At 50.1% G+C, this 21,617-nt stretch carries 19 protein-coding genes; 8 read left to right on the top strand and 11 right to left on the bottom strand.

From position 1 onward, the window contains the following. Positions 1-3: 3 nt before the first annotated feature. Genes HQ393_RS04145 through HQ393_RS04110 form a run of 8 tightly spaced genes read right to left on the bottom strand, consistent with a single transcriptional unit; the run spans position 4 to position 6,808 of the window. Complete coding sequence (locus HQ393_RS04145) at positions 4-426, bottom strand: nuclear transport factor 2 family protein (protein ID WP_179357589.1); 423 nt, start codon at positions 424-426, stop codon at positions 4-6. Next, a complete protein-coding gene (locus HQ393_RS04140; RefSeq protein WP_179357588.1) occupies positions 423-1,205 on the bottom strand; it encodes an SDR family NAD(P)-dependent oxidoreductase in 783 nt (260 codons plus the stop codon). Before HQ393_RS04140 ends, HQ393_RS04145 begins: the two co-directional genes overlap by 4 nt. A 2-nt stretch (positions 1,206-1,207) precedes the next feature. Beyond that, positions 1,208-1,744, bottom strand: coding sequence for a DUF3833 domain-containing protein (locus HQ393_RS04135; protein ID WP_179357587.1), 537 nt, complete (start codon positions 1,742-1,744; stop codon positions 1,208-1,210). After that, positions 1,741-3,003 carry an MFS transporter gene (locus HQ393_RS04130; RefSeq protein ID WP_179357586.1) on the bottom strand — a complete coding sequence of 421 codons (1,263 nt, stop codon included), beginning with the start codon at positions 3,001-3,003 and terminating at the stop codon, positions 1,741-1,743. Before HQ393_RS04130 ends, HQ393_RS04135 begins: the two co-directional genes overlap by 4 nt. Then, positions 3,000-3,572 (bottom strand): chalcone isomerase family protein, encoded by a 573-nt coding sequence (locus HQ393_RS04125; RefSeq protein ID WP_179357585.1) that lies wholly within the window; start codon positions 3,570-3,572, stop codon positions 3,000-3,002. Before HQ393_RS04125 ends, HQ393_RS04130 begins: the two co-directional genes overlap by 4 nt. Further along, the gene (locus HQ393_RS04120; RefSeq protein WP_179357584.1) at positions 3,541-4,752 is read right to left on the bottom strand and encodes an SAM-dependent methyltransferase; all 1,212 of its coding nucleotides are present in this window, start codon (positions 4,750-4,752) and stop codon (positions 3,541-3,543) included. The genes HQ393_RS04125 and HQ393_RS04120 overlap by 32 nt, the downstream gene beginning before the upstream one ends. Continuing rightward, complete coding sequence (locus HQ393_RS04115; protein WP_179357583.1) at positions 4,749-5,528, bottom strand: DUF1365 domain-containing protein; 780 nt, start codon at positions 5,526-5,528, stop codon at positions 4,749-4,751. The genes HQ393_RS04120 and HQ393_RS04115 overlap by 4 nt, the downstream gene beginning before the upstream one ends. Beyond that, on the bottom strand, positions 5,525-6,808 hold the full coding sequence (locus tag HQ393_RS04110; protein ID WP_179357582.1) for an NAD(P)/FAD-dependent oxidoreductase: 1,284 nt from the start codon (positions 6,806-6,808) through the stop codon (positions 5,525-5,527). The genes HQ393_RS04115 and HQ393_RS04110 overlap by 4 nt, the downstream gene beginning before the upstream one ends. Positions 6,809-6,912: 104 nt before the next feature. Between HQ393_RS04110 and HQ393_RS04105 the strand changes: the two genes are divergently transcribed. The 7 genes from HQ393_RS04105 to HQ393_RS04075 all read left to right on the top strand — a co-directional run bounded on the left by HQ393_RS04105 (position 6,913) and on the right by HQ393_RS04075 (position 14,540). Beyond that, entirely contained in the window at positions 6,913-7,536 is a 624-nt protein-coding gene (locus HQ393_RS04105; protein WP_179357581.1) for a TetR/AcrR family transcriptional regulator, read from the top strand. 98 nt (positions 7,537-7,634) lie between these two features. Beyond that, the gene (locus HQ393_RS04100; RefSeq protein ID WP_179357580.1) at positions 7,635-9,446 is read left to right on the top strand and encodes a CHASE2 domain-containing protein; all 1,812 of its coding nucleotides are present in this window, start codon (positions 7,635-7,637) and stop codon (positions 9,444-9,446) included. Next, positions 9,443-9,967 (top strand): SH3 domain-containing protein, encoded by a 525-nt coding sequence (locus HQ393_RS04095; RefSeq protein ID WP_179357579.1) that lies wholly within the window; start codon positions 9,443-9,445, stop codon positions 9,965-9,967. Before HQ393_RS04100 ends, HQ393_RS04095 begins: the two co-directional genes overlap by 4 nt. A gap of 2 nt (positions 9,968-9,969) precedes the next feature. Beyond that, positions 9,970-10,827 carry a M48 family metalloprotease gene (locus HQ393_RS04090; RefSeq protein WP_179357578.1) on the top strand — a complete coding sequence of 286 codons (858 nt, stop codon included), beginning with the start codon at positions 9,970-9,972 and terminating at the stop codon, positions 10,825-10,827. 98 nt (positions 10,828-10,925) lie between these two features. Further along, entirely contained in the window at positions 10,926-12,251 is a 1,326-nt protein-coding gene (gene pepP, locus HQ393_RS04085; protein ID WP_179357577.1) for a Xaa-Pro aminopeptidase, read from the top strand. Positions 12,252-12,362: 111 nt separating this feature from the next. After that, entirely contained in the window at positions 12,363-13,532 is a 1,170-nt protein-coding gene (locus tag HQ393_RS04080) for an FAD-dependent monooxygenase (RefSeq protein WP_179357576.1), read from the top strand. A gap of 117 nt (positions 13,533-13,649) precedes the next feature. Beyond that, positions 13,650-14,540: an AEC family transporter gene (locus HQ393_RS04075; RefSeq protein ID WP_218871290.1), complete on the top strand. Its 891-nt coding sequence runs from the start codon at positions 13,650-13,652 to the stop codon at positions 14,538-14,540. A 26-nt stretch (positions 14,541-14,566) separates the two neighbouring features. Here the strand turns inward: HQ393_RS04075 and HQ393_RS04070 are convergent, their stop codons facing one another. After that, positions 14,567-17,092, bottom strand: a complete 2,526-nt coding sequence (locus HQ393_RS04070; protein WP_179357575.1) for a bifunctional diguanylate cyclase/phosphodiesterase — start codon at positions 17,090-17,092, stop codon at positions 14,567-14,569. Between the two features lie 115 nt (positions 17,093-17,207). Between HQ393_RS04070 and HQ393_RS04065 the strand changes: the two genes are divergently transcribed. Beyond that, a complete protein-coding gene (locus HQ393_RS04065) occupies positions 17,208-19,376 on the top strand; it encodes an EAL domain-containing response regulator (RefSeq protein ID WP_179357574.1) in 2,169 nt (722 codons plus the stop codon). Between the two features lie 34 nt (positions 19,377-19,410). On the opposite strand, the gene HQ393_RS04060 is transcribed toward HQ393_RS04065, so the two are convergent. Beyond that, a complete protein-coding gene (locus HQ393_RS04060; RefSeq protein ID WP_179357573.1) occupies positions 19,411-19,869 on the bottom strand; it encodes a copper chaperone PCu(A)C in 459 nt (152 codons plus the stop codon). A gap of 94 nt (positions 19,870-19,963) precedes the next feature. Further along, complete coding sequence (locus HQ393_RS04055) at positions 19,964-21,427, bottom strand: aminoacyl-histidine dipeptidase (protein ID WP_179357572.1); 1,464 nt, start codon at positions 21,425-21,427, stop codon at positions 19,964-19,966. Positions 21,428-21,617 lie beyond the last annotated feature (190 nt).

The raw sequence follows: 21,617 nt of genomic DNA, 5'->3' as shown, positions 1-21,617 counted from the left end.
TTTTTATGTTTGAGGCACTTTAAACTTTCCCCGCAGCCAGCGTATTGGCGCCCCAACCACGGGCAGTTTTTGCAGTAATTCTTCGGCCGCATCCCAATAATCCCGATGCAAGGTCACCAAACCATCGTCACCAAAAACAAAATGCGATCCGCCGACGATCGAATAGGCCTGGCCATTTAAATGAAAATGAAAGACCCAAGTTACGAAAGCCTGTTGACCTTGTTCAATGGTATTTTCAATCACAAAGCGTGGATTATCCGTAGTCGCAAACATATGCTCGAAAATCTTAGCAATCGCCGCTGGCCCAATCACATCATTAAATGGATCTTTAAAGCGCGCTTGCGCTTGATAATACGCCGGCAACTGAGCCAGAGTCTCAGGGCTAAGGCTGCCATACCAGGCAAGGATTTCATTTAATTGGGTCATGAGATTTTCAGGTAACGTTCAAACAGCGCAAATCGTAAACGATAGGGCATCAATTGCAGCAATTTTAGCCAACGGGTAAAACGGCGCGGAAAATGAATTTCAAACTCACCGGCACTGATACCTTGCCAAATCGCCATAGCGGCCTGCTGCGGCGTTTGCAGTGCAGGCATGGCGAAGGTATTTTTCGCCGTCAAGCCGGTTTTCACAAAGCCTGGATTGATCAGGTAGACATTGAGTCCCTTTGGGTGCAAATCACTATATAAAATTTCAGCCAAATTAATTAGCGCCGCTTTGCTCGGGCCATACACACTGGCATTGGGCAAGCCTAAATAGCCCGCCACACTAGCAATCAACGCCACGCCGCCCGTGCCGCGTGCCAACATTGCAGGCAAAACCTGTTCAATCGCGGCATAGGCGCTAAGCAGATTAATACGCAAGGTGCTTTCCGCCTGCGACACGTTCACTTCCCAACTACGCTCAGGGCGATAATCTGCAGCGCAAAATACCACCAAATCAGGCGTACCAATTCGATGCACAACCTGAGCATAGGCCGCGGCCCAAGCCGCTTGATCGCTCACATCGAGCGGCACAATATGGGCTTTTTGATAGTCAGCGGCCACTTGTTGCAATTGCGGCAAGCGCCGAGCACTAATCACCACTTCAGCACCTGCATTTAGCATCTGCTTGGCCAAAGCAGCGCCGATGCCGCTGGACGCGCCAATTAACCAGACCCTTTGCGCACCCCAATCTGCAATGGGGGTATTGAGCGATGAAAACATGATCAGTCCCTTTTCTTAAAGAACAGCGTTACCTGACCCAATTCAAAACCAAATTTGCTCATACTGGCGCGATTGATCATCGATTTGCGATCAATCAAAAACATCCAATCATCAAATTTCATTTCATAGGTTTTGCCATCAACGGGCAGTAGCAGCGTGTACTGCCAGTTAAGGGCATTGCCAGCCACTTTACCCACCGCTTCACCTTTGACATCATCGGCCGTGCCACGCCAACTGCCATCCGCTTGTTGCACCAAAGTCCACACCCGTTGCTGCGTACTACCATCGTCATACTTAAAACGTTCATCCAAAATCAACTTGCCCGCCTGCTGTGTGCCAGTAATTTCGACATGAAAACGCTTTACCACATCGCCATTGCGCTTTTGAAACATGCCCCAGGCATCGGTGGTGCCAAGGAAATACTCGGCCAGGTCGAGCTTGGGTTCCGATTTTTGATATTGCTGAACATCAGGCGAAGCGCAGCCCATTAGCGCGCCACAAAACGCACTCACAATGGCTGTTTTAATGTTTGATTTCATGATGATGCCTCACTAGATGGTTCGGTCCGATTTAACAGCAACAAAGCCAGCACTTTGAAAACGCAAGGAATACCAGCGTAAACCCATGCCAACTCAGCACCGGCTGGCAAACCTGGCTGATAGCCTAAAACCGCCAATAAGGGCAAAGACAAACCAGCCAAGGCCAGCGCCAATTTACCCAATAAGGTCCAGATGCCGTAGTACAAAGCTGGAGCTTGCTGCGCAGGGATGATGCTGGCCAAAGCCACGGGGGGCAGCGCTAAATCAGAACCTAGAGCCAGCCCCGCCGCAAAACACACCACGGCATAAGCTAAGTGATCACCAGGCCCAAGCAAGCTCGCGCTGCAAAATGCGAGTACTGCCAAGCACATGCCCCAACGCCAACTGGCCAATACGCCGATACGATTCGCCAGCGACACCCAAAGCGGCAAACCCATGGCTGCGGCAACAAAATACAGCGCCAGAAAAACACCGGCCAAATCGGGCGCCATGAGTCGGTCGTTGATAAAAAACAGCGCCAAAGTCGCAGGGACGGCCACTGAAATGGCGTTCAGAAAATAAGGCCACAGCAAGCGGACAAAGCGAGGGTTATTCCGCATTAAATTGGCCGCGTCGCGCCAGTGAGTTGACGGCGTTTCAACCCGGACCCAAGGCGGAGCAACTCGCAACAACGCCCACACGGCAAGCAATAGCAAAGTGGCAAAAGCGGCGCTATATAACATCAGCGCATTTGACATGCGTGCAGCTGGCAACGTCAGCATCCAACTCGGCAACACGCTGGCCACAATCACACCAAACAAGCCAGCTGCCTCTCGCCACGCGGCCCCACCGAGTACCGTTGATGAATTTGACTGAGGATGAAGACGTGCGCCCCAGGCAAGATAGGCAATATTGAGCATACTGTGCGCCGTATAAGCCACAACAAGCATCACGGCAAGCCATAGCATCAAATACCCCCCGGCCACCAGGGGCATCCACAAGCCAGCAAACGCGAAGGCGAGCACCCCGGCACCGGCAAGCAACCATCTGAACAAGGCCCGCCCATGCAGGCCGTCAATGCAACGCCCCAGCCAGGGGTCTTGCACAGTATCGATCAAACGCGCCAGAAACAGCACCCAGCCAGTCCCCGCCAGAGCCAACCCCAATTGGGTACTGTAATACGCAGGGATTTGCACATAAACCGGCAAAGCCGACATCGCCAAAGGCAAACCCAACAGCCCATACGCCGCTAAGGAGCGATGTTCAGCGAGGCGGCTCATTTGGCCACACCCATTAATTGCGCACGCAATTGGCTATCTTTGGTGCGTTCATCAAACCAAATCGCAAAAAAAGCCTTGGCAAACTCTGGGTCGCGAATGTCCGCCAGCAACTGGCTGCGATTATAAAAACGGCAGCCAACGCCGGGCAGATGCACGCCGATCAGCTGATCCCCGTCTTTGACATCGGTAAATGCACGGTTCATCTCCGCAGCCCAGCTTTTCAACTGTGCATCGTTGTAGCGCGCACCGAATAAACGCTTGATCTCATCAAGGCTGGTTTCTACAAACTGCTCGCGACTGATGCGGCGCTGATACGTTAGCTCCAAAGCATAGGGCGAATTAGGGTCAAAGGTTTTTTGTTCACTCCACAATTTGGCCGAGTACACCTTCAAGCCAAACCACGTTAACTCTCCGCTACCCAGCACTTTGGCTTGCGGCAATTCCGCTCGCCAAGGGTTAGCAAGCACCCACCCCTGGGGTATAGCTAGCAATAACAATATAAATAAGGCTTTTAGCGCGATACCCAATGCAATTGAATTAGTCTTTTTGTAGCGTAAATTGAATAACATCGGTACGCCCCTCATCAAAGCCCGCCTCGCAATAGCAAAGATACAAATGCCAAATGCGCATAAATGCTTCATCAAAACCTTGCTGACGGATTGGATCGCGTTGCTGCGTAAAACCATGATCCCAGCGACGCAACGTTTCGGCATAATCAGGCCCAAAGCGATATTGATCTTGCGTGCTCAGCCCAGCTTTGTTCGCCGCAGCGACAAAGCGCTCGGGACTGGGCAACATGCCGCCAGGGAAAATATATTGCTGAATAAAATCAGTGCTACTGCGGTAGCGCTCGAAATAGCGCTCGTCGATGGTGATCGTTTGAATCAGCGCCTTGCCGCCGGGTTTGAGGCGCGCAGCCACCGTCGTGAAATACTGCGGCCAGAATTTTTCGCCGACCGCTTCAAACATTTCGATCGACACAATGGCGTCGTACTGTCCGCGTAAATCGCGGTAGTCGCAGATTTCTAACTGCGCTAAAGCCGATAAATTCTGTGCCGCAATGCGTTCAGTCGCAATGGCCAATTGCGCGGGTGAAATCGTCACGCCATGCACGCGAATACCCAGCTTGGCGGCATGCTCGGCAAAGCCGCCCCAGCCACAGCCGATTTCTAATACTTGATCGCCAGCTTTTAAGCCTAATTCATCGACTATGCGCTGATATTTCTGGCTTTGAGCGCTGTGCAAGCTTTGTGCGTAATCGCCGGCAAAAATGGCGCTGGAATAGGTCCAGCTCGGATCGAGCCAGCGGCTATAAAATTCATTGCCAATATCGTAGTGCGCATGGATGTTTTTGCGGCTACCTTTGCGCGTATTGGGGCGCAATAGATGTTTGAGGCGATACCACAGCGTACTTAGTTTGCCGCCAAACACCATTTTATCGAGTACGCGGTCATTGCGTATCGCCAGCCGCAGCACAGCAGTGACATCTGGGCTATCAATCCAGCCCGCCTCATAGGCCTCGGCAAAGCCAATATCGCCCGCTTTGATGATCCGCGCGCAAGCTCGCCAATCGTGAACCTGCAAGGTCGCACTCGGCGGCTCACGCAAATCGCCAAACATCAGACATTCACCTTGCGGCGTCAACAGCTGCAAGTGGCCGATCTCAAGCCGTGACAGTAAATTGATAAAAATCCTCGCGGCAGCAGGCAAGCTACGCGATATAGCCGTAATGGCACGGACTTGGCTCATAATGTGCGCTCCTGTTGAAAGCTCAAACCTTGCTCAGGTGGTGCTGGTTTACGGAAAAAAGGGACTTTCTTCCACCATAATTTGGCGGCCTGCCAGTGAATCCGGCAAACCACGCCGAAGGTAAGAAATGGCTGCATCATCACAGCGTACCGCACGGCAGCGAGCGACCACGCTTGCCGGTAACCACCGATGGCGGTTTTGATCAGCAATCCACTCTCGTCGTAGTAGTCGATACCGACAAAACTAGTTTGCTCGGTATCCCGAAAACGAAATTGGTAATGCCCCTGCACTTCGCAAAAAGGCGAAACATGCATTAATTTTTTAATGATCAGCTGGGTATTTCCATCAATAGCAGCACCTGATTGGCCTTGCAGCAGATACCTATGGGTTTCACCAAAGGTATTGTTAACTTCAGCCAGCACCGCAATTAAATTGCCACCTGCATCATGGCAATACCAAAAGCTCACAGGGTTAAAAGCAAATCCCAATACGCGGGGGAACGTCTGTAGCCAGATTTCGCCATCACAAGTGATGTGTTGCGCAGCCAATAATTGGCGCATCCAGCGCTGCAAATTACTGCCGTCCCGCGGGCCATAATCGCGGGTACGGATCGAAACAATGCGAGTACGATCGACCCCAAACCATGCATTATCTAGCTCAGCCAAGCGGGCTAGATTGATACGAATACAGAACACGGGGTAGACAAAGCGATTTGCCGCGGGGCGCAAGCGCGCGTGCATGACCTGCCCTCGGATCACATAGCCTGTGGCATTCATGGTGTGATCTCCGCCCAATCGGGCAGGACACCAAAATCAGCCACTACCCGTAGCGCTGACTTCAGTCCATCCTCATGAAATCCGTACCCTGTCCAAGCGCCCGCGTACCAAATACGATCTACGCCCTGAATCGTCGGCAAAGCTTGCTGCGCATAGATCGCAGCTTGATCAAATACAGGGTGTTCATACTCAAAACGCGCCAGCACCTTTTCTGGCGCTGGGTCTTTAAACGGATTGAGCGTCACAACTACGTGGCTTGCAAATGGCAGATTCTGCAATTGATTGAGCAAATAACTCACACACACGGCGCGCTCACCATCGATTTGCTCCCCGCCCAAATAATTCCACGCCGACCACACCTTCCGCCGTAGAGGTAATTGCGCGGCATCCGTGTGTAAATAGGCGGTATTGGCTTGGTAGCGCACCGCACCTAAAATGGCTTGCTCTTGCGGGCTCGGCGATTGCAAAATCGCCAGCGTTTGCGGCGCATGTGTGGCGAAAATGACCGCATCAAAAGCCTCAACGCCATCGGCATGACGTAGCTCGACCCCATCTGCGATGCGGTTCACACTAAGCACCGGTGTATTGAGGCGGATATCAGCTAAGGTGGCCGCGATTTTGCGTACATACTCGCGCGCACCGCCCTTAACCGTCTGCCATTGCGGGCGATCATTTACCTGCAACAGCGCATGGTTAAGACAAAAACGCAAAAAGGTGGCCGCAGGAAATGCCAGAATATCTTTAGGCGAGCTAGACCAAATTGCCGCAGCCATAGGCAGCAGATAAGCATTGCGAAATGGGCTACCGTAGCCCCCTTCATCAAGTAGTTGCGCCAAAGTGGCGCCACTTTGCGAAGTTTTGACCAGATTTTCTTTTGCCGCCGCATTGAAGCGCAAAATATCACGGAGCATCAGTAAAAATGTAGGAGACGCTAAATTGCGTTTCTGTGCAAAGACCGTCGCTAGATTGGTTCCCGCCCATTCCAATTGGCCGTCATTGAGTGACACACCAAATGACATGTCCGTGGCGTAGCTTTCCACCCCCAACTCAGCAAATAAAGCGATCAGATTGGGGTAGGTTTGCTGGTTAAACACCAGAAAACCAGTATCAACCGCCTGCGTCTGCCCCTCTAAAGTCACATCGACCGTATTGGTATGCCCACCCAAGTAGCTCCCAGCCTCAAAAAGCACCACCTCGTGTTTGCGATTTAGCAAATAGGCACTGGCCAATCCAGAGATTCCTGCACCAATAATGGCAATGCGCTGCTTGGTCTGAGTCATATCGTTACCGTTTATCCAGTGTTGCAGTGTCAAAACTGCTGCTCTAGTGATAAGATTACTACTACTTTGAAATTAAATCTACCAGTCAGTAGCGAAATTATCTTATGAGTATACTTGCCAAGCTGAGCTTCAAAGATCAGGCCTTTAAATTGCGTGAAACGGCCATTTTGGACGCGACAACCAATATCCTGAAAGACAAAGGATACGATCTGATGACGATGGATGACGTCGCCAACGCGGTCGGCATTTCTAAGCCTAGCCTTTATAAGCACTTCAAATCCAAAGAAGATCTAGTTGGTGAGGCCATGGTGCGCCTGCTCGATGGCGCAAGTGATTTTCTCAGCGGGCTAGATCAGGGATTAAGCCCAATTGCAACGTTAACGGCCTTGTTAGAGTGGGCGCTGCGAGTGCGCCTAGAAGGTGGGATGCCTTTCCTGCCTTCTACTAGCGCGCATGTGCGCGATATGTTGATGCGCAATCTTAAATACGTCGCTCGGGTGATTAAACTTAATTATCAGTTAGAAAAATTGGTCGCCAAGGCGCAAAAAACGGGTGATTTAAACCCCGACTTACCCAGTGATGTGATTTTGTTTAGCTTTTATTCTAGAACCTGTGATCCCGCTGTCGAGTTTTTGCAGCGCTACAGCAAACTCGATAATGAGCAAATCATTCAACACATGCTCGCGGTTTGCATGTCGGGGATTAGCGGCTCAAATCAGTCTAGCTAATTGTTACGCCTGTATGGGGCATAAAGTGAGTTATTTCGCTTCTTTGTCGTGGCAGAAGAGGTTATAAAGAAGCTTCTTTCTGCCATCGTGTCGACCACATGCATCGCCGTATTTCTTTTGCTTCCATATTTGCTCTGATTGCAATGCTGATCTGCATTGATTATGCCGGTCTCAATTTCACTCAACTGCTCAACCTGCGCATGGGCGATGTCTTATTACGCAAAATAGCCCCCTCGCGGCTGGCCGACCCTGACATTGTTATCCTCGACATCGACCAAAAAAGTCTAGAGGAGATGAACGAGGTAGCCAGTAAATGGCCGTGGCCACGCTCGATACATGCCGAAATGATCGAATACCTTGCGGCGCAACACCCCAAAGCCATCGTATTTGATGTGATGTTTAATGAGCCCGACACTTTTGGCACAGAATCCGATACGCTTTTTCGTGACACGGTGGCCAAATATTCGAATATTTACTTCGCCCAGACGCAATTACAAGACGGCAACAGTACCGCCTTAAAAACTTTACCGCGCAGCGTCGGTTTAATCGCAACCGACAAGGCACGGGCCGATGCCAGAGCAATTCTGATGTTGCCTTCCGTGCTCGATCGGAATTCGTGGCGTGGCGGCTTGATCAACTTCAACGCCAATCAAGATGGCATTGGCCGACAATATTTGATTCATAGTGAAAATCAAGGCTGGCTCATCCCTTCACTACCTTGGCGATTAGCGCTTGATTTGAAATGGCCAGAAGTTAAAGCCGCACAAATTCGTATAAATTGGCAGCACCAGCGCCAACACATTTCATATTCCGATGTTTATTTAGATGCCAACCGCGAAAAGCCACTGCGCCCCAAACAGGAATTCAACAACAAAATCATCATCATTGGCACCGCTGCACCTGGCTTACAAGATCTACGCGCTACGCCACTGAGCTCCACCTACCCTGGCGTTGAGGTCTTAGCCACCGCGATTGATAATTTAAAAAATAATGATTGGCTGCGCGATACCGCGAAAGCGCCCTACGCTGCCATCGCACTGATCTTGTGCGCGCTTTTGCTAGTGGGTTTTCGCCGTGGCATTAATACCTTGTGGTTGGCCGCCAGCCTGATAATGTGCACCTTGATCGCAGCCCTCATCATGTGGCTAGGACTAAAACAGCACTATTTTCTATCTTTGGCGGCACCCATTGCTTGGGCATGGGTCTACTTTTGGCTGGCGGCCTTGATTTCGTATCTCGCGGAAAAAGCCAGTCGTGAACACGCAGTAGCGATGTTTTCTCGCTTTTTGGATTCGCGCGTGGTGGGCGAGCTGATTGCTAGCGGCGAAATTGATATGAATAAAAAGGCTGAATCACGCGAGCTGACCGTGCTTTTCTCTGATATTCGTGGCTTCACAACCTTGTCCGAAAGCCATCCTCCCGAATATATTGTTGAGCTACTGAATCGTTATTTTTCGATGCAGGTTGCCATTATTTTCAAACACGGCGGCACTTTGGACAAATTTATCGGTGACGCGATTATGGCTTTCTGGGGCGCGCCTGCGCACGATGAACATCACGCCCAACACGCCATTGCCGCCGCCATCGAGATGAGTGAAGCCTTGGTCAAATTCAAGGAAGAATTGAAGGATATAGGCGCTGAGTTTGACGTTGGGATTGGCATCCACAGCGGTCCAGCGGTGGTCGGTTTTATTGGCTCGGAAAGCCGACTGGACTACACCGTAATTGGCGACACCGTTAATCTGGCCTCGCGCATCGAAGGCTTAACCAAAGGCGTCGCACGCATTTTGGTCTCGCAAGCGAGTATGCAGCAATGCCAATCAACTTTTGAATTTATTGATCGCGGCACACATCACGTTAAAGGCCGCGAACAAACCGTGCAACTTTTTGAACCACAGGTGAAAGCATGAAAGCGTTGATTTATTCACTACTGCTGGTCAGTAGCTTTGCGCTGGCCGAATCCGGCACAGTGATCCGCAAAACGGATCTGCGGGATAAGCCATTTTTGGATGCCTCCATCTTGGCGAGCGTACCTGATGCAAGCCAGGTCGAGATTAAAAGCCGGAAAGGCGCGTGGATGGAAGTACGGCTTAGCGATGGAAAAACCGGCTGGATTAAATTACTCAATGTGCGCACCAGCAGCGGCACCACCAGCTCTAGCAACGCCTTAAGTAATGTTATCAAAACAGGTTCCTCCGGCAAAACCGTCACGACCGGGGTAAAAGGTCTCTCGGCAGAGCAAATTCATAACGCCAACCCCAACCCTGCTGAAGTAGAGAAAATGCAAAGTTATGCCACCAGCACTCAGGCGGCGACACAAGCGGCGCTGGCCAATGGATTAAGCCGTAAAAATACACCGACTTTTACCCCAAGCACGAACTCTGGCAGCAGCAACACCAAAAGCAACGCCACCGAAGGCCGGAGGAATTGAGCATGAAACACCGTATTTTGTTGGCTTTGACAGCCATCGCAATCCAAAACTCGGCCTACGCCATCGATTTAAGCAAATTGCTAACGACAGAAAACATCAATGCGGCAGGCTCAATTGTAAGTAATGTGCTCGAGTCGAATAAAACAATCACACCAGCGCAGGAACAAACCCTCGGCTATAGCGTCATGGCCAATTTGCTAGGCGCTGAACCTCTCGTCAAAGACCCAGCGCTGCAACGCTATGTCAATCAGGTTGGCATGTGGGTGGCGTCACAATCGTCCGAGCCTAACCTGCCTTGGCGCTTTGGCGTGATTGATAGCCCCAACATTAATAGCTTCGCTGCAGCCGGCGGATATATTTTGATTACACGTGGTTTATGGGATCGATTAACAAGCGAAGCAGAATTAGCTGGCGTGCTCGGTCATGAAATCAGCCATGTGATTCGCAAAGATCAAATCCGAGCCATGCAATCAGATCGCCTGCAACAGGCGACGGCACAAAGTATTAATCTGTACGCTGAAATTAAAAATGTGCAAGGCGGGCAAAAACTAGCCTCAACACTGGGCAAAGCGGGGTCTGAAGTGTTTGTGCGCGGACTAGACAAAAACGACGAATACAGCGCCGATATCAATGGCATGGTGCTGGCGGCACGCGCGGGCTACAACCCCTATGCATTGGTCAGCGTCCTGCAATTGCTCGGCGCAGTCAATCCCAGCGATGGCACGGTCGCTTTAATGTTTAGCACCCACCCTTCGCCCAAAGATCGGCTCGACAATATTGACCGCACGATAGGCGATCAGCTAGAGCCCTACGCCAATGGCGTTGAGAGCACCAAGCGCTTCAATCAAGTGAAGCGATAAGCTCAATTGGCGATATTCACTAGGCCGCAATTTCGATTGCGGCCTTATAATTTGGTACACCCCAACACATCAATTAAATCCGAGATCGGAGCACAGACATGCAACAAACCCAATTAATTAGCAGTTGTATTTCACGACGCGCACATCTCGCTAAGCAGCTATTGCCAGGGATTGTGATTATCCCAACGACGCAGGAAATTATCCGCAATGCCGACTCGACATATCCGTTTCGCTTTGACTCGAGCTTTTACTATCTAACAGGATTTACTGAGCCTGACGCCGTCTTGGTGCAAATCATTGGCGAAAATAAAACCGAAAATATTCTGTTCTGTCGTGCCAAAGACATGGAGCGCGAGATCTGGGACGGCTATCGCTACGGCCCCGAAGCGGCGGCAAGTACATTTGGTTTTGATGCCGCCTATCCCATCGACGAGCTCGATCGCCGCATGGTCGAGCTAATGAAAAACCAGCCGCGAATTTATTACCCCCTCGCCAAAGAAATGCGCTGGGATCGTCGCGTAAATCGTTGGCTGACCGATGTGCGAGCCTTAGTCCGCACGGGTATTTCAGCGCCAAGTGCAGTGATTGATGTGCGCAGCGTCGTCGATGAAATGCGCCTAATCAAAGATGATTTTGAAGTGGGTATCTTGCGCCAAGCAGGAAAAAACAACGCCCAGGCACATATACGTGCCATGCAATTTGCCAAACCGGGCCAGTTTGAATATCAAGTCGAAGCTGAAATACTGCATGATTACTACCGTCAAGGCAGCCGTTTCCCCGCCTATGGCAGCATTGTCGCCAGCGGCGCGAATGCTTGCGTGCTGCATTATGGTGAAAACAATTGCGTCCTGAATGAGGGCGATTTACTGCTCATCGACGCAGGTTGTGAAATACACGGCTACGCCAGCGATATTACTCGCACCTTCCCAGTGAATGGCCAATTTTCTGCAGAGCAAAAAGCAGTGTATGAGATCACCTTAGCCGCACAATATGCCGCGCTAGAGCAATGCCAGCCAGGTCGATTCTGGAATTCACCGCACGATGCGGCAACGCGGGTACTTGCACAAGGCATGCTCGATTTAGGTTTACTCAAGGGCACACTCGATGAAGTACTTGAGACTGAAAGCTACCGCCAGTTCTATATGCATCGCACGGGGCACTGGATGGGGCTGGATGTGCATGATGTGGGCGCTTATAAAGTAGATGGTCAGTGGCGTGAACTTAAAGCAGGCATGGTGATGACGGTTGAGCCCGGTTTTTACATTCGCCCGGCCGCAAACGTCCCCAAAGCTTTTGAGAACATTGGTATTCGCATTGAAGATGATGTGCTGATTACCGCAACAGGCCATGAAAACCTGACGGCTGACTGCCCCAAAACGGTTGCAGAGATTGAAGCGGTAATGAAGGACAGCTCATTGCGCTAATTAATTCGCGCCAAGGCGCACTCAAGCGGTAAAATCAAACCCGAATTGGCCACCGTGCCAATTCGGGTTTTTATTGCCAGATTTTTAATATTTTGCCCATCGAGATTGCGAATGCTGATTGAACGTCTACCGCTGCATATTGATATTTTGATTGTGGGCGGCGGCCCAGTTGGCGCCCTGCTGGCGCAGCGTCTGTGCAACACAGGGCATGACGTGCTCTTGGTCGAAGCCAAGCATGAAATCGGCAAAGACCCTCGCGCCCTAGCAATCGCTCAATCGAGCATTGCAGCACTGCAAAACGCCAAGCTTTGGCATGAGAGTCTTGGCGCGACCCCAATCAAAAAAGTACACGTCTCACAAGCAGGCACGCTAGGCCGCACAGTGCTAGACGCACAAGAACTAGATTTGGATTATTTGGGCTGTACCATCCCCTACCAAGCTTTGGCCCAACACGCACTCGATACCATGAAAAATGGTGCAGCGTCGATCGCACTAGGCGTCAAAGTGAGCCATATTCAGCAAATGGCCCGTTTTGCTCAAGTTAAAATGCAAACGGCGCTGGGTGAACATGAGATGACTTGCCGTTTGCTGGTTTTGGCTGATGGCGGGCAATTATTGGCTCAATTGCACGATGTCAAACAAAGCATCAAATCCTATGAGCAACATGCAGTGCTCGCCCAAATCAAGCCGCGACACCCCCATCAGGGTATAGCTTTCGAGCGCTTTGCAGACGATGGCCCGCTGGCATTACTCCCCAACGGTATAGACTACACGCTGGTATGGACACAAACTCCAGAACAAGCTGCGCAGCGCTTAGCACTAAGCGACGAGGCGTTTATTGCCGAAGTTGAGCTGCGCTTTGCCGATCGCATGACGGGATTTGCCGCTGTAGCCGAGCGAGCCAGTTGGCCGCTAGCCTTGAAAACACTGAATTCCGTTATTGGTCAACGCGTAGTTTTGATCGGTAATGCAGCGCAAACTTTGCACCCTGTCGCGGGGCAAGGTTTGAATCTGGGGCTGCGCGATGCAGAAACACTGGCCCAGGTGCTGGCTGCAACACCTAAATCACAATTAGGTGAGGCAACTTCATTGCAACGCTACAAACAATTACGCCAGCGCGATGCAGGCCTAGTTACCGCCTTTACCGATAGTTTGATCGGGATTTTCGATTCGCCGTCCATCCCAATCAAACATGCGCGTAGCTTAGGGCTACTGGCAATCGATCATGTCACATGGTTACGCAAGGGTTTTGCCAAACGCATGGTGTATGGCGCGCGTTAAGCCGCGCAGGATGCTACTGATTACGACCCAATCACACCCAACATCCACATTACATCGTCATCTGGGCGTGCTACATACTGGGAACATCGCCCCTTCTCGCCCATACAAGGCTGCCACTTGAATACGCTCTATCAATTATTCCAAATCATTGCCCCAGTTATCCTGATTATCGGGATCGGCTGGGCCTATGCTCGCCGCAAAGCGGTGGATATGACGGCGACCAATAAGCTCAATCTAGAGTTACTTTCGCCGCTACTGGTATTTAGCGCGATGGCCAATAAAAATGCCCAACTAGGGCAATACTGGCTTTTAATGCTCTTTGCCACGATCGTCTTACTGGGGTCGGGACTACTGGCTTATTTGGTCGCGGGCAAATTAAATTACAACCGCGCCGCTTTTGCAGTGCCGCAAATGTTCACCAATACCGGCAATATGGGTTTACCGCTCTGGCTGTTTGCCTTTGGCGAAGCCGCATTTCCGGGCGCGATTGCGATTTTTGTGCTGCTTAATTTATTACATTTCACCTTGGGAATTAAGCTATTCAATCGCCAAGCACCATTGACCGAGGTACTGAAAACCCCCATGGTGTGGGCTTTAATCGCGGGTCTGATCGTGCAATACACGCACATCGAATTGGCTAGCTGGTTACTTAAACCCATTAAAATGCTGGGGGATATGGCGATTCCTCTGATGCTATTTGCTTTGGGGGTGAGGATGGCGCAATTCAAAGTCACGCGCTGGCGCGCGGGGATGATAGGCGGGATCTTATGCCCGCTCACGGGGCTATTACTGGCCTGGCCGCTCGCGCAGTTACTGCCGAGTCAGCAAGCAGGGATTTTGCTCGTTTTTGGTGCTCTGCCACCAGCGGTACTCAATTATCTATTTGCCGATCAGTATCAACAAGACCCAGAGCTTGTCGCAGCTTTGGTAGTGGCTGGTACCTTGTGTTCACTGATTTTTATACCACTTGCTCTCTGGATTAGCCTGAATACACCACTAGGGTATTAACCCCAACACCTTTCAAAATAATTATTTTATGCCGATACCCGTTCGATAAATTGCCCCATTTCGATTTCAGAGAGCGGTTTGGCATAGTAATACCCCTGCATCATATCGCAACCCGCATCGCGCAAAGTCTGCATCTGCTCCAGCGTTTCTACCCCTTCGGCGACAACGCTAAGGCCTAACTTTTTCGCCATAGCAACGATACTTTGCGCAATGGCCGTGTCATCGGAGCTCGCTGGTAGGCCTTCAACAAAAGAGCGATCGATTTTTAAGATATCGAGTGGTAAATACTTTAATTGTGACAGGGATGAATATCCGGTTCCAAAGTCATCAATGGCTAAGCTGACCCCCATCGCTTTGAGGTCATTCATAATCTCAACCGCCTCATTAATACGGCGCATGATCAGGCTCTCAGTGACCTCCAATTCAAGCAAATACGGCGGCAGCCCTGTTTCAGCCAAGACCGTCGCGACTTGCTCAACCAAAATACCAGGCTTAAATTGGCGCACCGATAAGTTGACCGCAATTTTAGGTACTTGCAAACCTTGCTCGCGCCAGCCTTGCGCGACTTGGCAGGCACGCTGCAAAACCCAATGACCGATTTGTAGAATCATTCCCGTTTCTTCGGCGATGGGAATAAATTCCACAGGTGAAATCGCGCCCATTTCAGGGTGTTGCCAGCGTATTAAACACTCCATCCCGCACAATTGCCCCGTAGCCAAATTCATCTGCGGTTGAAACATCAAATAAAGTTGCTCACGCTCTAATGCAAAACGCAGCGCAGCCTGCACCGAAAACTGCTGCGTATTGGTGCTATTCATGTCTTGTGCAAAGAACTGGTAAGCATTTTTGCCCATGTCCTTGGCTCGGTACATGGCCAAATCGGCATTGCGCATTAATTGCGACGCCAAACCAGCATCATTGGGATATAGGCTAATGCCGATTGAGCCGGTCACAAACAACTCTTGCCCGTTAATCAAATAGCTTTCGGCAATGGTATGCAGCAATCGCTCGGCCACTTGGGCAATTTGCGCTGCCAGATGAACGTTTTCTAGCACTACAGTAAATTCATCACCGCCCAGTCTGGCAATAATGTCATCCTGTTTGAGTTGCTTTTTCAAGCGCTGAGCGACGATGCGCAATAATTGATCGCCCACGTCATGACCCAAGGTGTCATTGATGGATTTAAAGCGATCTAGATCAATAAAAAACACCGCCAAACCACGACGCTTGGTACCCGCCCGAATCAAAGCCTTGGCCAATTCTTCATGAAACCCATTGCGGTTAAATAGCTCGGTAAGGGAGTCATGCCTTGCCAGGTAATTGACACGCTGCTCAGCCTGCTTGCGTGTGGTGTAATCAGAAAATATACCGACATAGCGACTTAATCGGCCTTCATGATCATGCACCGCACTGATCGATAACCAAGCTGGATACACCTCGCCGCTTTTGCGTTTATCGAGCATTTCACCTTCCCAATGCCCTTTGGCATCGAGTTCGCGCAATAAGATGCTTTGATACTGATTTGGATTGCCCGGTCGGGTATCAAAAATACGTGATTGATGACCCAAAGCCTCTTCTTCGCTATACCCCGTAATCCGGCTAAAGGCGGGATTGACGGCAACGACCTGATGATCTGCCGAGATCATCATAATCCCCTCCGAAGCATGGTGAAACACCTGCTTGGCCAACCGAGCTTCAGACACAGCCAGCTCATTTTCTCGCCGTATCACAGCCAGAAAAATGCCCATTTGCTGCGCCATCGCTAACAAAATGCCCTGCATTAAAATTTCACTATTGGGCAATGTTTGATTGACCGTGGGGCTAGCCAGAATCAGCAATAACAATAAAGCCATCAAGCTATTACTGACTTGCCCCATTCTGAGTGCAGACCATACCATCAGAGGAAAACATAGATAAGTCCATTGCAAAGTCGAGGGGTTGAAATGCGCCAACTGCAACATACCGCCTGACGCAGCAATCGCCAGTAAAAACGTCGTCTCAATCAGCCAATTCGCTCGCAATACCAAGCGCTCATGCAATAAAGCCCAATACCCAGGCACAAGAATCAAAACACCCAAGAGATGACTTAAATAGAGCAACCACCAAGGATGGAGACCAGTTTGTGGCTGCATTTGCGCCATCATGCCAGGTAAAAGCAACATGATACTGGTCGAGCTCAAAAAGCCAGCGACACCCGCCCCCCAAACTAATAGACGGATCGCATCGCGAATTTTAAAAGGCTGTCGAAAAGCCCCTGCGCTAAACACCGAGTAAACGATGCTGGTGCTGCAGAGTTTTATTGTGCTGAGCAGTAATACCTGGGGGATTGAGAGTGGAAGATACAGGCACGGCAAAGCAATGGCGGCGGCTAGGTAAGGCAGAATGCGCCACCCATTTTGCATCAGGGCCAGCACGTATATACCACTCGATAAGCTGAGCAAACCAATCATTTGATCTGTCGGCAAAAAAGCCAGATCAAGAAAGGATGCCAGTACGCAGACGAGAAGCCAGATGCTCTCTGAGGCTTTGATTTTCACTATTTCAGAGTTCACTAATAAACGTAGGCTATATTTCTATGAATTGGGTTTTGCGTCCATTATTCCGGAAACAATGAGCACAAGAGCCAACAACTGCTAAAGTAATATTAATAGTTTGCGAGCGGTACGCATGAACGATGATCTGCTAATTTTTTCCAACGAAGACCAACCTTCAGGGCTTAACTTAGCTCCGTGGTCGATTTTGGTCGTCGATGATGATCACGACATTCATCTCAGTACGGCTTTGGTGCTCAAGAATGTGCAGCTACTCGGACGCCCGATTGTACTAACTCACGCCTACAGCGCCCATGAAGCGTTTGAACTATTACTCAAGCATCATGATTTTGCCATCATCTTACTCGACGTGGTGATGGAGAATGATTTCGCAGGGCTTGATCTGGTCGCGAAAATTCGGGGTATTTTAGGGCTGAAAGAAATACGCATTATCTTGCGCACCGGCCAACCAGGCCACGCCCCTGAGCCGGGTATTTTCAATCTGCATGACATCAATGACTACCGTTTAAAAACCGAGCTAACCAGTAATCGCCTTATTACCGCACTTTCTTCGGCTTTGCGCAGCTACGAACAAATTTGTGCTATTTCCGCAAACCGTCGTGGCCTTGAAATGATCGTCCATGCCGAAAGCCAATTGATGGAATGCACCCAATTTAGCGATTTTTGCCAGGTTATTTTAGTGAATGCCGCCAAGATTTTTGATCGAAGCTGCACAGGCTTTGTTGCAACGCTCACCGGATTGCCGCCCACCCCCCAAGATTTTGGAGCTTGTAGTCCGCAACTCGTCGCTGAATCACTTGAATTATTAAGAACGCGCCCAGCGTATAGCGTTAATCACTGCTTTGACTTACATGAAGCATGGCTATTTTTGCAGGCAGGTCTTGATCAAGCGGTAATTTATCTGCGCTTTGATTTACCGCTCAATGAATTTATCAATATTGGCCAGATTGCCAGCGTCTTTGCCGCCAATACTTCAGCCTGTTTAGGGCATTTACGTCAGTTAGAGCGTTTAAATTACCTCGCCTATCATGACGAACTCACCGGACTTGGCAACCGCACTTGGTTTATTGATCAATTAGGGCAATCATTATCCGCCCTTCGCCCACCACACGCGGTGGCCATTCTTGATTTATGTCGTTTCGCCGATATCAACGATGGTTTGGGCTATGAAGCTGGCAATGCATTACTGTGTTCGTTTGCGAAACGCTTGCAGCAACATTTTGCAGACAGCGAGACCTTATTGGCGCGACTGGGAAATGATGTATTCGGCTTATTCGGGCCACTGACACTGGTTAATCCAGATAGTTTATTTGAGCTATTCAAACCTCCGCTACAAGCACTGCAACATACCATTCCGGTGCAAATATCAGTCGGCATTCGCGCCATAAATGGCGAGCATGTCAATGGCTTGCAATTGTTAGAGCAAGCCAATATTGCGCTCAATCTAGCCAAGAGCAAACCTCATCCTCGCTGGGCCAGTTTTAGCCCTGCTATGGAGGCAAATACGCGCTGGCGGCACGAGGTAATCCGGCAATTACGCCTAGCATTTCAATCCAATATTCTTCAGGTCTGGTATCAACCGCAAATTGATTTGAACACAAAGGCAATTTGCGGAATGGAAGCGCTACTGCGTTGGCCCGGGGAAGTTGGATTTATCCAATCGCCAGCCGTCTTTATCCCCTTAGCGGAATATTCTGGCTTGATTGTCGAGATGGGTGAATGGGTAATGGATGAATCATGCCGCGCCTACAAAGAGCTTAGCAGTTTGCCTCACTCACCTGAACGAGTTGCAGTCAACGTGAGCATGCCGCAATTTCGAACCGGAAATCTACTCGAGCGTGTCCGCGCCATTCTGGCCAAGCATGACTTACCTGGCAGCGCTCTCGAATTAGAAATCACCGAAAGTATCGCCATGGATGAGCCGGAAAACGTACGCAGTACGCTGTTGGGCCTACGCGAGATTGGGGTGCAAATTGCGATTGACGATTTCGGCACCGGCTATTCTTCACTAGGGCAATTACGAGCCCTACCGATCGACTGCCTAAAAATCGACAAAAGCTTCGTCGATGACATAGATGCCGATAAATCCGGTTTATACGTTGAAATGATTGTCGGTTTGGCTCAAAGACTGGGCCTATCAACGGTAGCGGAAGGTGTCGAAACCCAGAGACAGGCAGAAAGATTACAGCATCTGGGCTGCACAATAGCGCAAGGCTATTTTTATGCCAAACCTATGCCACTTGCAACATTGAAAGAATGGTTGATGACTCGCCAAGCCAATTAGCTTTTTGAGTCACCCTTTGCCATTTGTCACGCAATTAATGCGCAGCACCAGGGGCAACACCTTGCGAACCCATTGCTTCAACACGCACTTTAACCTCGACCGTTCCCGCCTTGGCAAAAGTGAGTTTCAAAGGGATTTTCTCCCCTTCTTTTAAGGCTTGCTTCAAATTAATCAACATAATATGCAAGCCCCCCGGCGCAAGTTTAACTTCGCCACTTGCAGGTACATTGATACTGGGTACTTGGCGCATTTTCATGACGCCATCGACCATACTCATTTGATGCAGTTCAGCCTGTTCAGCCACTTCACTTTCGGCCTTTAGCAAAGTATCACCTTCCTTGCTCAAATTATTGACCGACAAAAATACGCCTCCCATTTTGGCTGCTGGTGGCGTCGCACGCGTCCAAGGATGGGCTATTTTCAGCTCCCCCACTTGGTAATCATGTGCCGCAGCCGTCCCCATTGCCAACATGAGCGCTAAACCTAACTTCATCCCTACTTTCATTTCGACCTCAGTGTAATGTCTTGCCTATGTGACTATTTGCGTGTGAAAAGTTCACATTTCAATAGCGCCACATTCTTTTTTCTCAAGCAGTGGGAACTGCGGCCAAAGCGGCTTGCAATAACTGCCAAAATTGCCCAACAGATTCAATCTCCACCCGCTCATCAGGTGAATGCGCACCACGGATCGTCGGGCCAAATGAAACCATTTCCAGTTGCGGATAAGCACGGCCAATCAAGCCGCATTCCAAGCCGGCATGAATCACTTTCACCGCAGCAGGCTGCCCATAGTGCGCCTGATAGACTTGCAATAAGAGCTGCAAAGCACGTGACTGAGGATTGGGCGCCCAGCCTGGATACTCCCCCGAGCTTTCAAAGCTTAATTTACCCAAACGGGAAATGGCTTCGATTTGACGGCTCAAATCCTGCAGACCTAAATCGGTGAGCGAGCGCAGCATTAAAACAGCCTCAAAGCGCCGCTCATCAATTTTGACCACGCCAAGATTATTTGAAGTCTCAACGACATCGGCTATTTCGCTGCTCCAGCGATGCACACCATGTGGTAAAGCCAACAGCATATCCACCACATAGAGGCTATCTGCCGCACTTAATGCGACGTTTGGTGTATCGCTACCTAGCAAGGATTGAGACAACAAACTTGCTTTAGGGTCTGTTTTTGCAATGGCTTGCGTCAGCTGCACCCGCACTTCGTCGAGTAGTTGATTAAATCGCGCTTCATCACAGGCCGGAATTGCAATTTGCGCAAACGCTTCGCGCGGCAAAGCATTGCGTAAAGTGCCACCACGAAAATGAACAACACGCGCATCAAACTGATGTATAGCCCTAGACATCAAGCCAGCCAATAGTTTGATGGCATTACCCCGCTGCAAATGAATATCTACGCCAGAGTGCCCACCCTGTAAACCCGTGACCGCAACTTCACGCAGCACATAGCCAGCAGGAATCGCCTCGTGATGCAAAGAGCGACTGAGTGTGATATCAACGCCACCCGCGCAACCGACATAAATCTCACCCCAATCCTCGGTATCAAGATTGAACAGAAGTTGTCCTTGCAGCAACCCTGCTTGCAACCCTTGCGCCCCGGTCATTCCAGCTTCTTCGTCTATCGTTAGCAACACTTCCAAGGGGCCATGTGCAATGTCGGTGCTTTCCAAGATTGCCAATGCGGCAGCCACGCCGATGCCGTTATCCGCTCCTAGCGTCGTACCGCTAGCCTTCACCCAGCCGTCATGTATTTGCGTCACAATCGGATCGGTCAAAAAATCATGCTGGGTTGCTTCATTCTTTTGGGCCACCATATCCAAATGGCCTTGCAAAATTACGCCAACTCGATCGGCCATGCCTGCGGTGGCGGGCTTGCGGATAATCAGATTGCCGACGGCATCCAATTCATTCTGTAATTGACGTGCTGTTGCCCAAGCCTGCAGGTGATCGCGCAATGCAGATTCGTGCTTTGACGGACGAGGAAACTGGCAGATTTGCGCAAAATGTTGCCAAAGCGGCTGGGGTTCTAATAAATCAATTGTCATTCGCAACTCAATATGCGTAATAATACGACGTAGTTTAGAAATATTAAGTAAGCATAACACTACTTAGTTCAGGTTGACATTAGAGATGCTGCTGATGGCTTTTATCGCATAAAACCTTGGGATAGAACAAAACTTGAGCCCGAATTACCCCTTACGATATACCTACTCTAATTCACACAGCTGAGCGCCA

The sequence above is a fragment of the Chitinibacter bivalviorum genome (genome assembly GCF_013403565.1).
Classification (GTDB): Bacteria; Pseudomonadota; Gammaproteobacteria; order Burkholderiales; family Chitinibacteraceae; genus Chitinibacter; species Chitinibacter bivalviorum.
The sequence above is the reverse complement of the archived record's forward strand: the minus strand, read 5'-3'. Positions and strand labels throughout refer to the sequence as shown.

Bases quoted from the DNA above. Each gene is read 5' to 3' on its own strand.
- HQ393_RS04110 (WP_179357582.1), bottom strand. From the start codon at position 6,808: ATGACTCAGACCAAGCAGCGCATTGCCATTATTGGTGCAGGAATCTCT.
- HQ393_RS04120 (WP_179357584.1), bottom strand. From the start codon at position 4,752: ATGAGCCAAGTCCGTGCCATTACGGCTATATCGCGTAGCTTGCCTGCT.
- HQ393_RS04065 (WP_179357574.1), top strand. From the start codon at position 17,208: ATGAACGATGATCTGCTAATTTTTTCCAACGAAGACCAACCTTCAGGG.
- HQ393_RS04095 (WP_179357579.1), top strand. From the start codon at position 9,443: ATGAAAGCGTTGATTTATTCACTACTGCTGGTCAGTAGCTTTGCGCTG.
- HQ393_RS04090 (WP_179357578.1), top strand. From the start codon at position 9,970: ATGAAACACCGTATTTTGTTGGCTTTGACAGCCATCGCAATCCAAAAC.
- HQ393_RS04130 (WP_179357586.1), bottom strand. From the start codon at position 3,003: ATGAGCCGCCTCGCTGAACATCGCTCCTTAGCGGCGTATGGGCTGTTG.
- HQ393_RS04125 (WP_179357585.1), bottom strand. From the start codon at position 3,572: ATGTTATTCAATTTACGCTACAAAAAGACTAATTCAATTGCATTGGGT.
- HQ393_RS04060 (WP_179357573.1), bottom strand. From the start codon at position 19,869: ATGAAGTTAGGTTTAGCGCTCATGTTGGCAATGGGGACGGCTGCGGCA.
- HQ393_RS04100 (WP_179357580.1), top strand. From the start codon at position 7,635: ATGCATCGCCGTATTTCTTTTGCTTCCATATTTGCTCTGATTGCAATG.
- HQ393_RS04135 (WP_179357587.1), bottom strand. From the start codon at position 1,744: ATGAAATCAAACATTAAAACAGCCATTGTGAGTGCGTTTTGTGGCGCG.
- HQ393_RS04115 (WP_179357583.1), bottom strand. From the start codon at position 5,528: ATGAATGCCACAGGCTATGTGATCCGAGGGCAGGTCATGCACGCGCGC.
- pepP (WP_179357577.1), top strand. From the start codon at position 10,926: ATGCAACAAACCCAATTAATTAGCAGTTGTATTTCACGACGCGCACAT.
- HQ393_RS04080 (WP_179357576.1), top strand. From the start codon at position 12,363: ATGCTGATTGAACGTCTACCGCTGCATATTGATATTTTGATTGTGGGC.
- HQ393_RS04145 (WP_179357589.1), bottom strand. From the start codon at position 426: ATGACCCAATTAAATGAAATCCTTGCCTGGTATGGCAGCCTTAGCCCT.
- HQ393_RS04105 (WP_179357581.1), top strand. From the start codon at position 6,913: ATGAGTATACTTGCCAAGCTGAGCTTCAAAGATCAGGCCTTTAAATTG.
- HQ393_RS04055 (WP_179357572.1), bottom strand. From the start codon at position 21,427: ATGACAATTGATTTATTAGAACCCCAGCCGCTTTGGCAACATTTTGCG.
- HQ393_RS04140 (WP_179357588.1), bottom strand. From the start codon at position 1,205: ATGTTTTCATCGCTCAATACCCCCATTGCAGATTGGGGTGCGCAAAGG.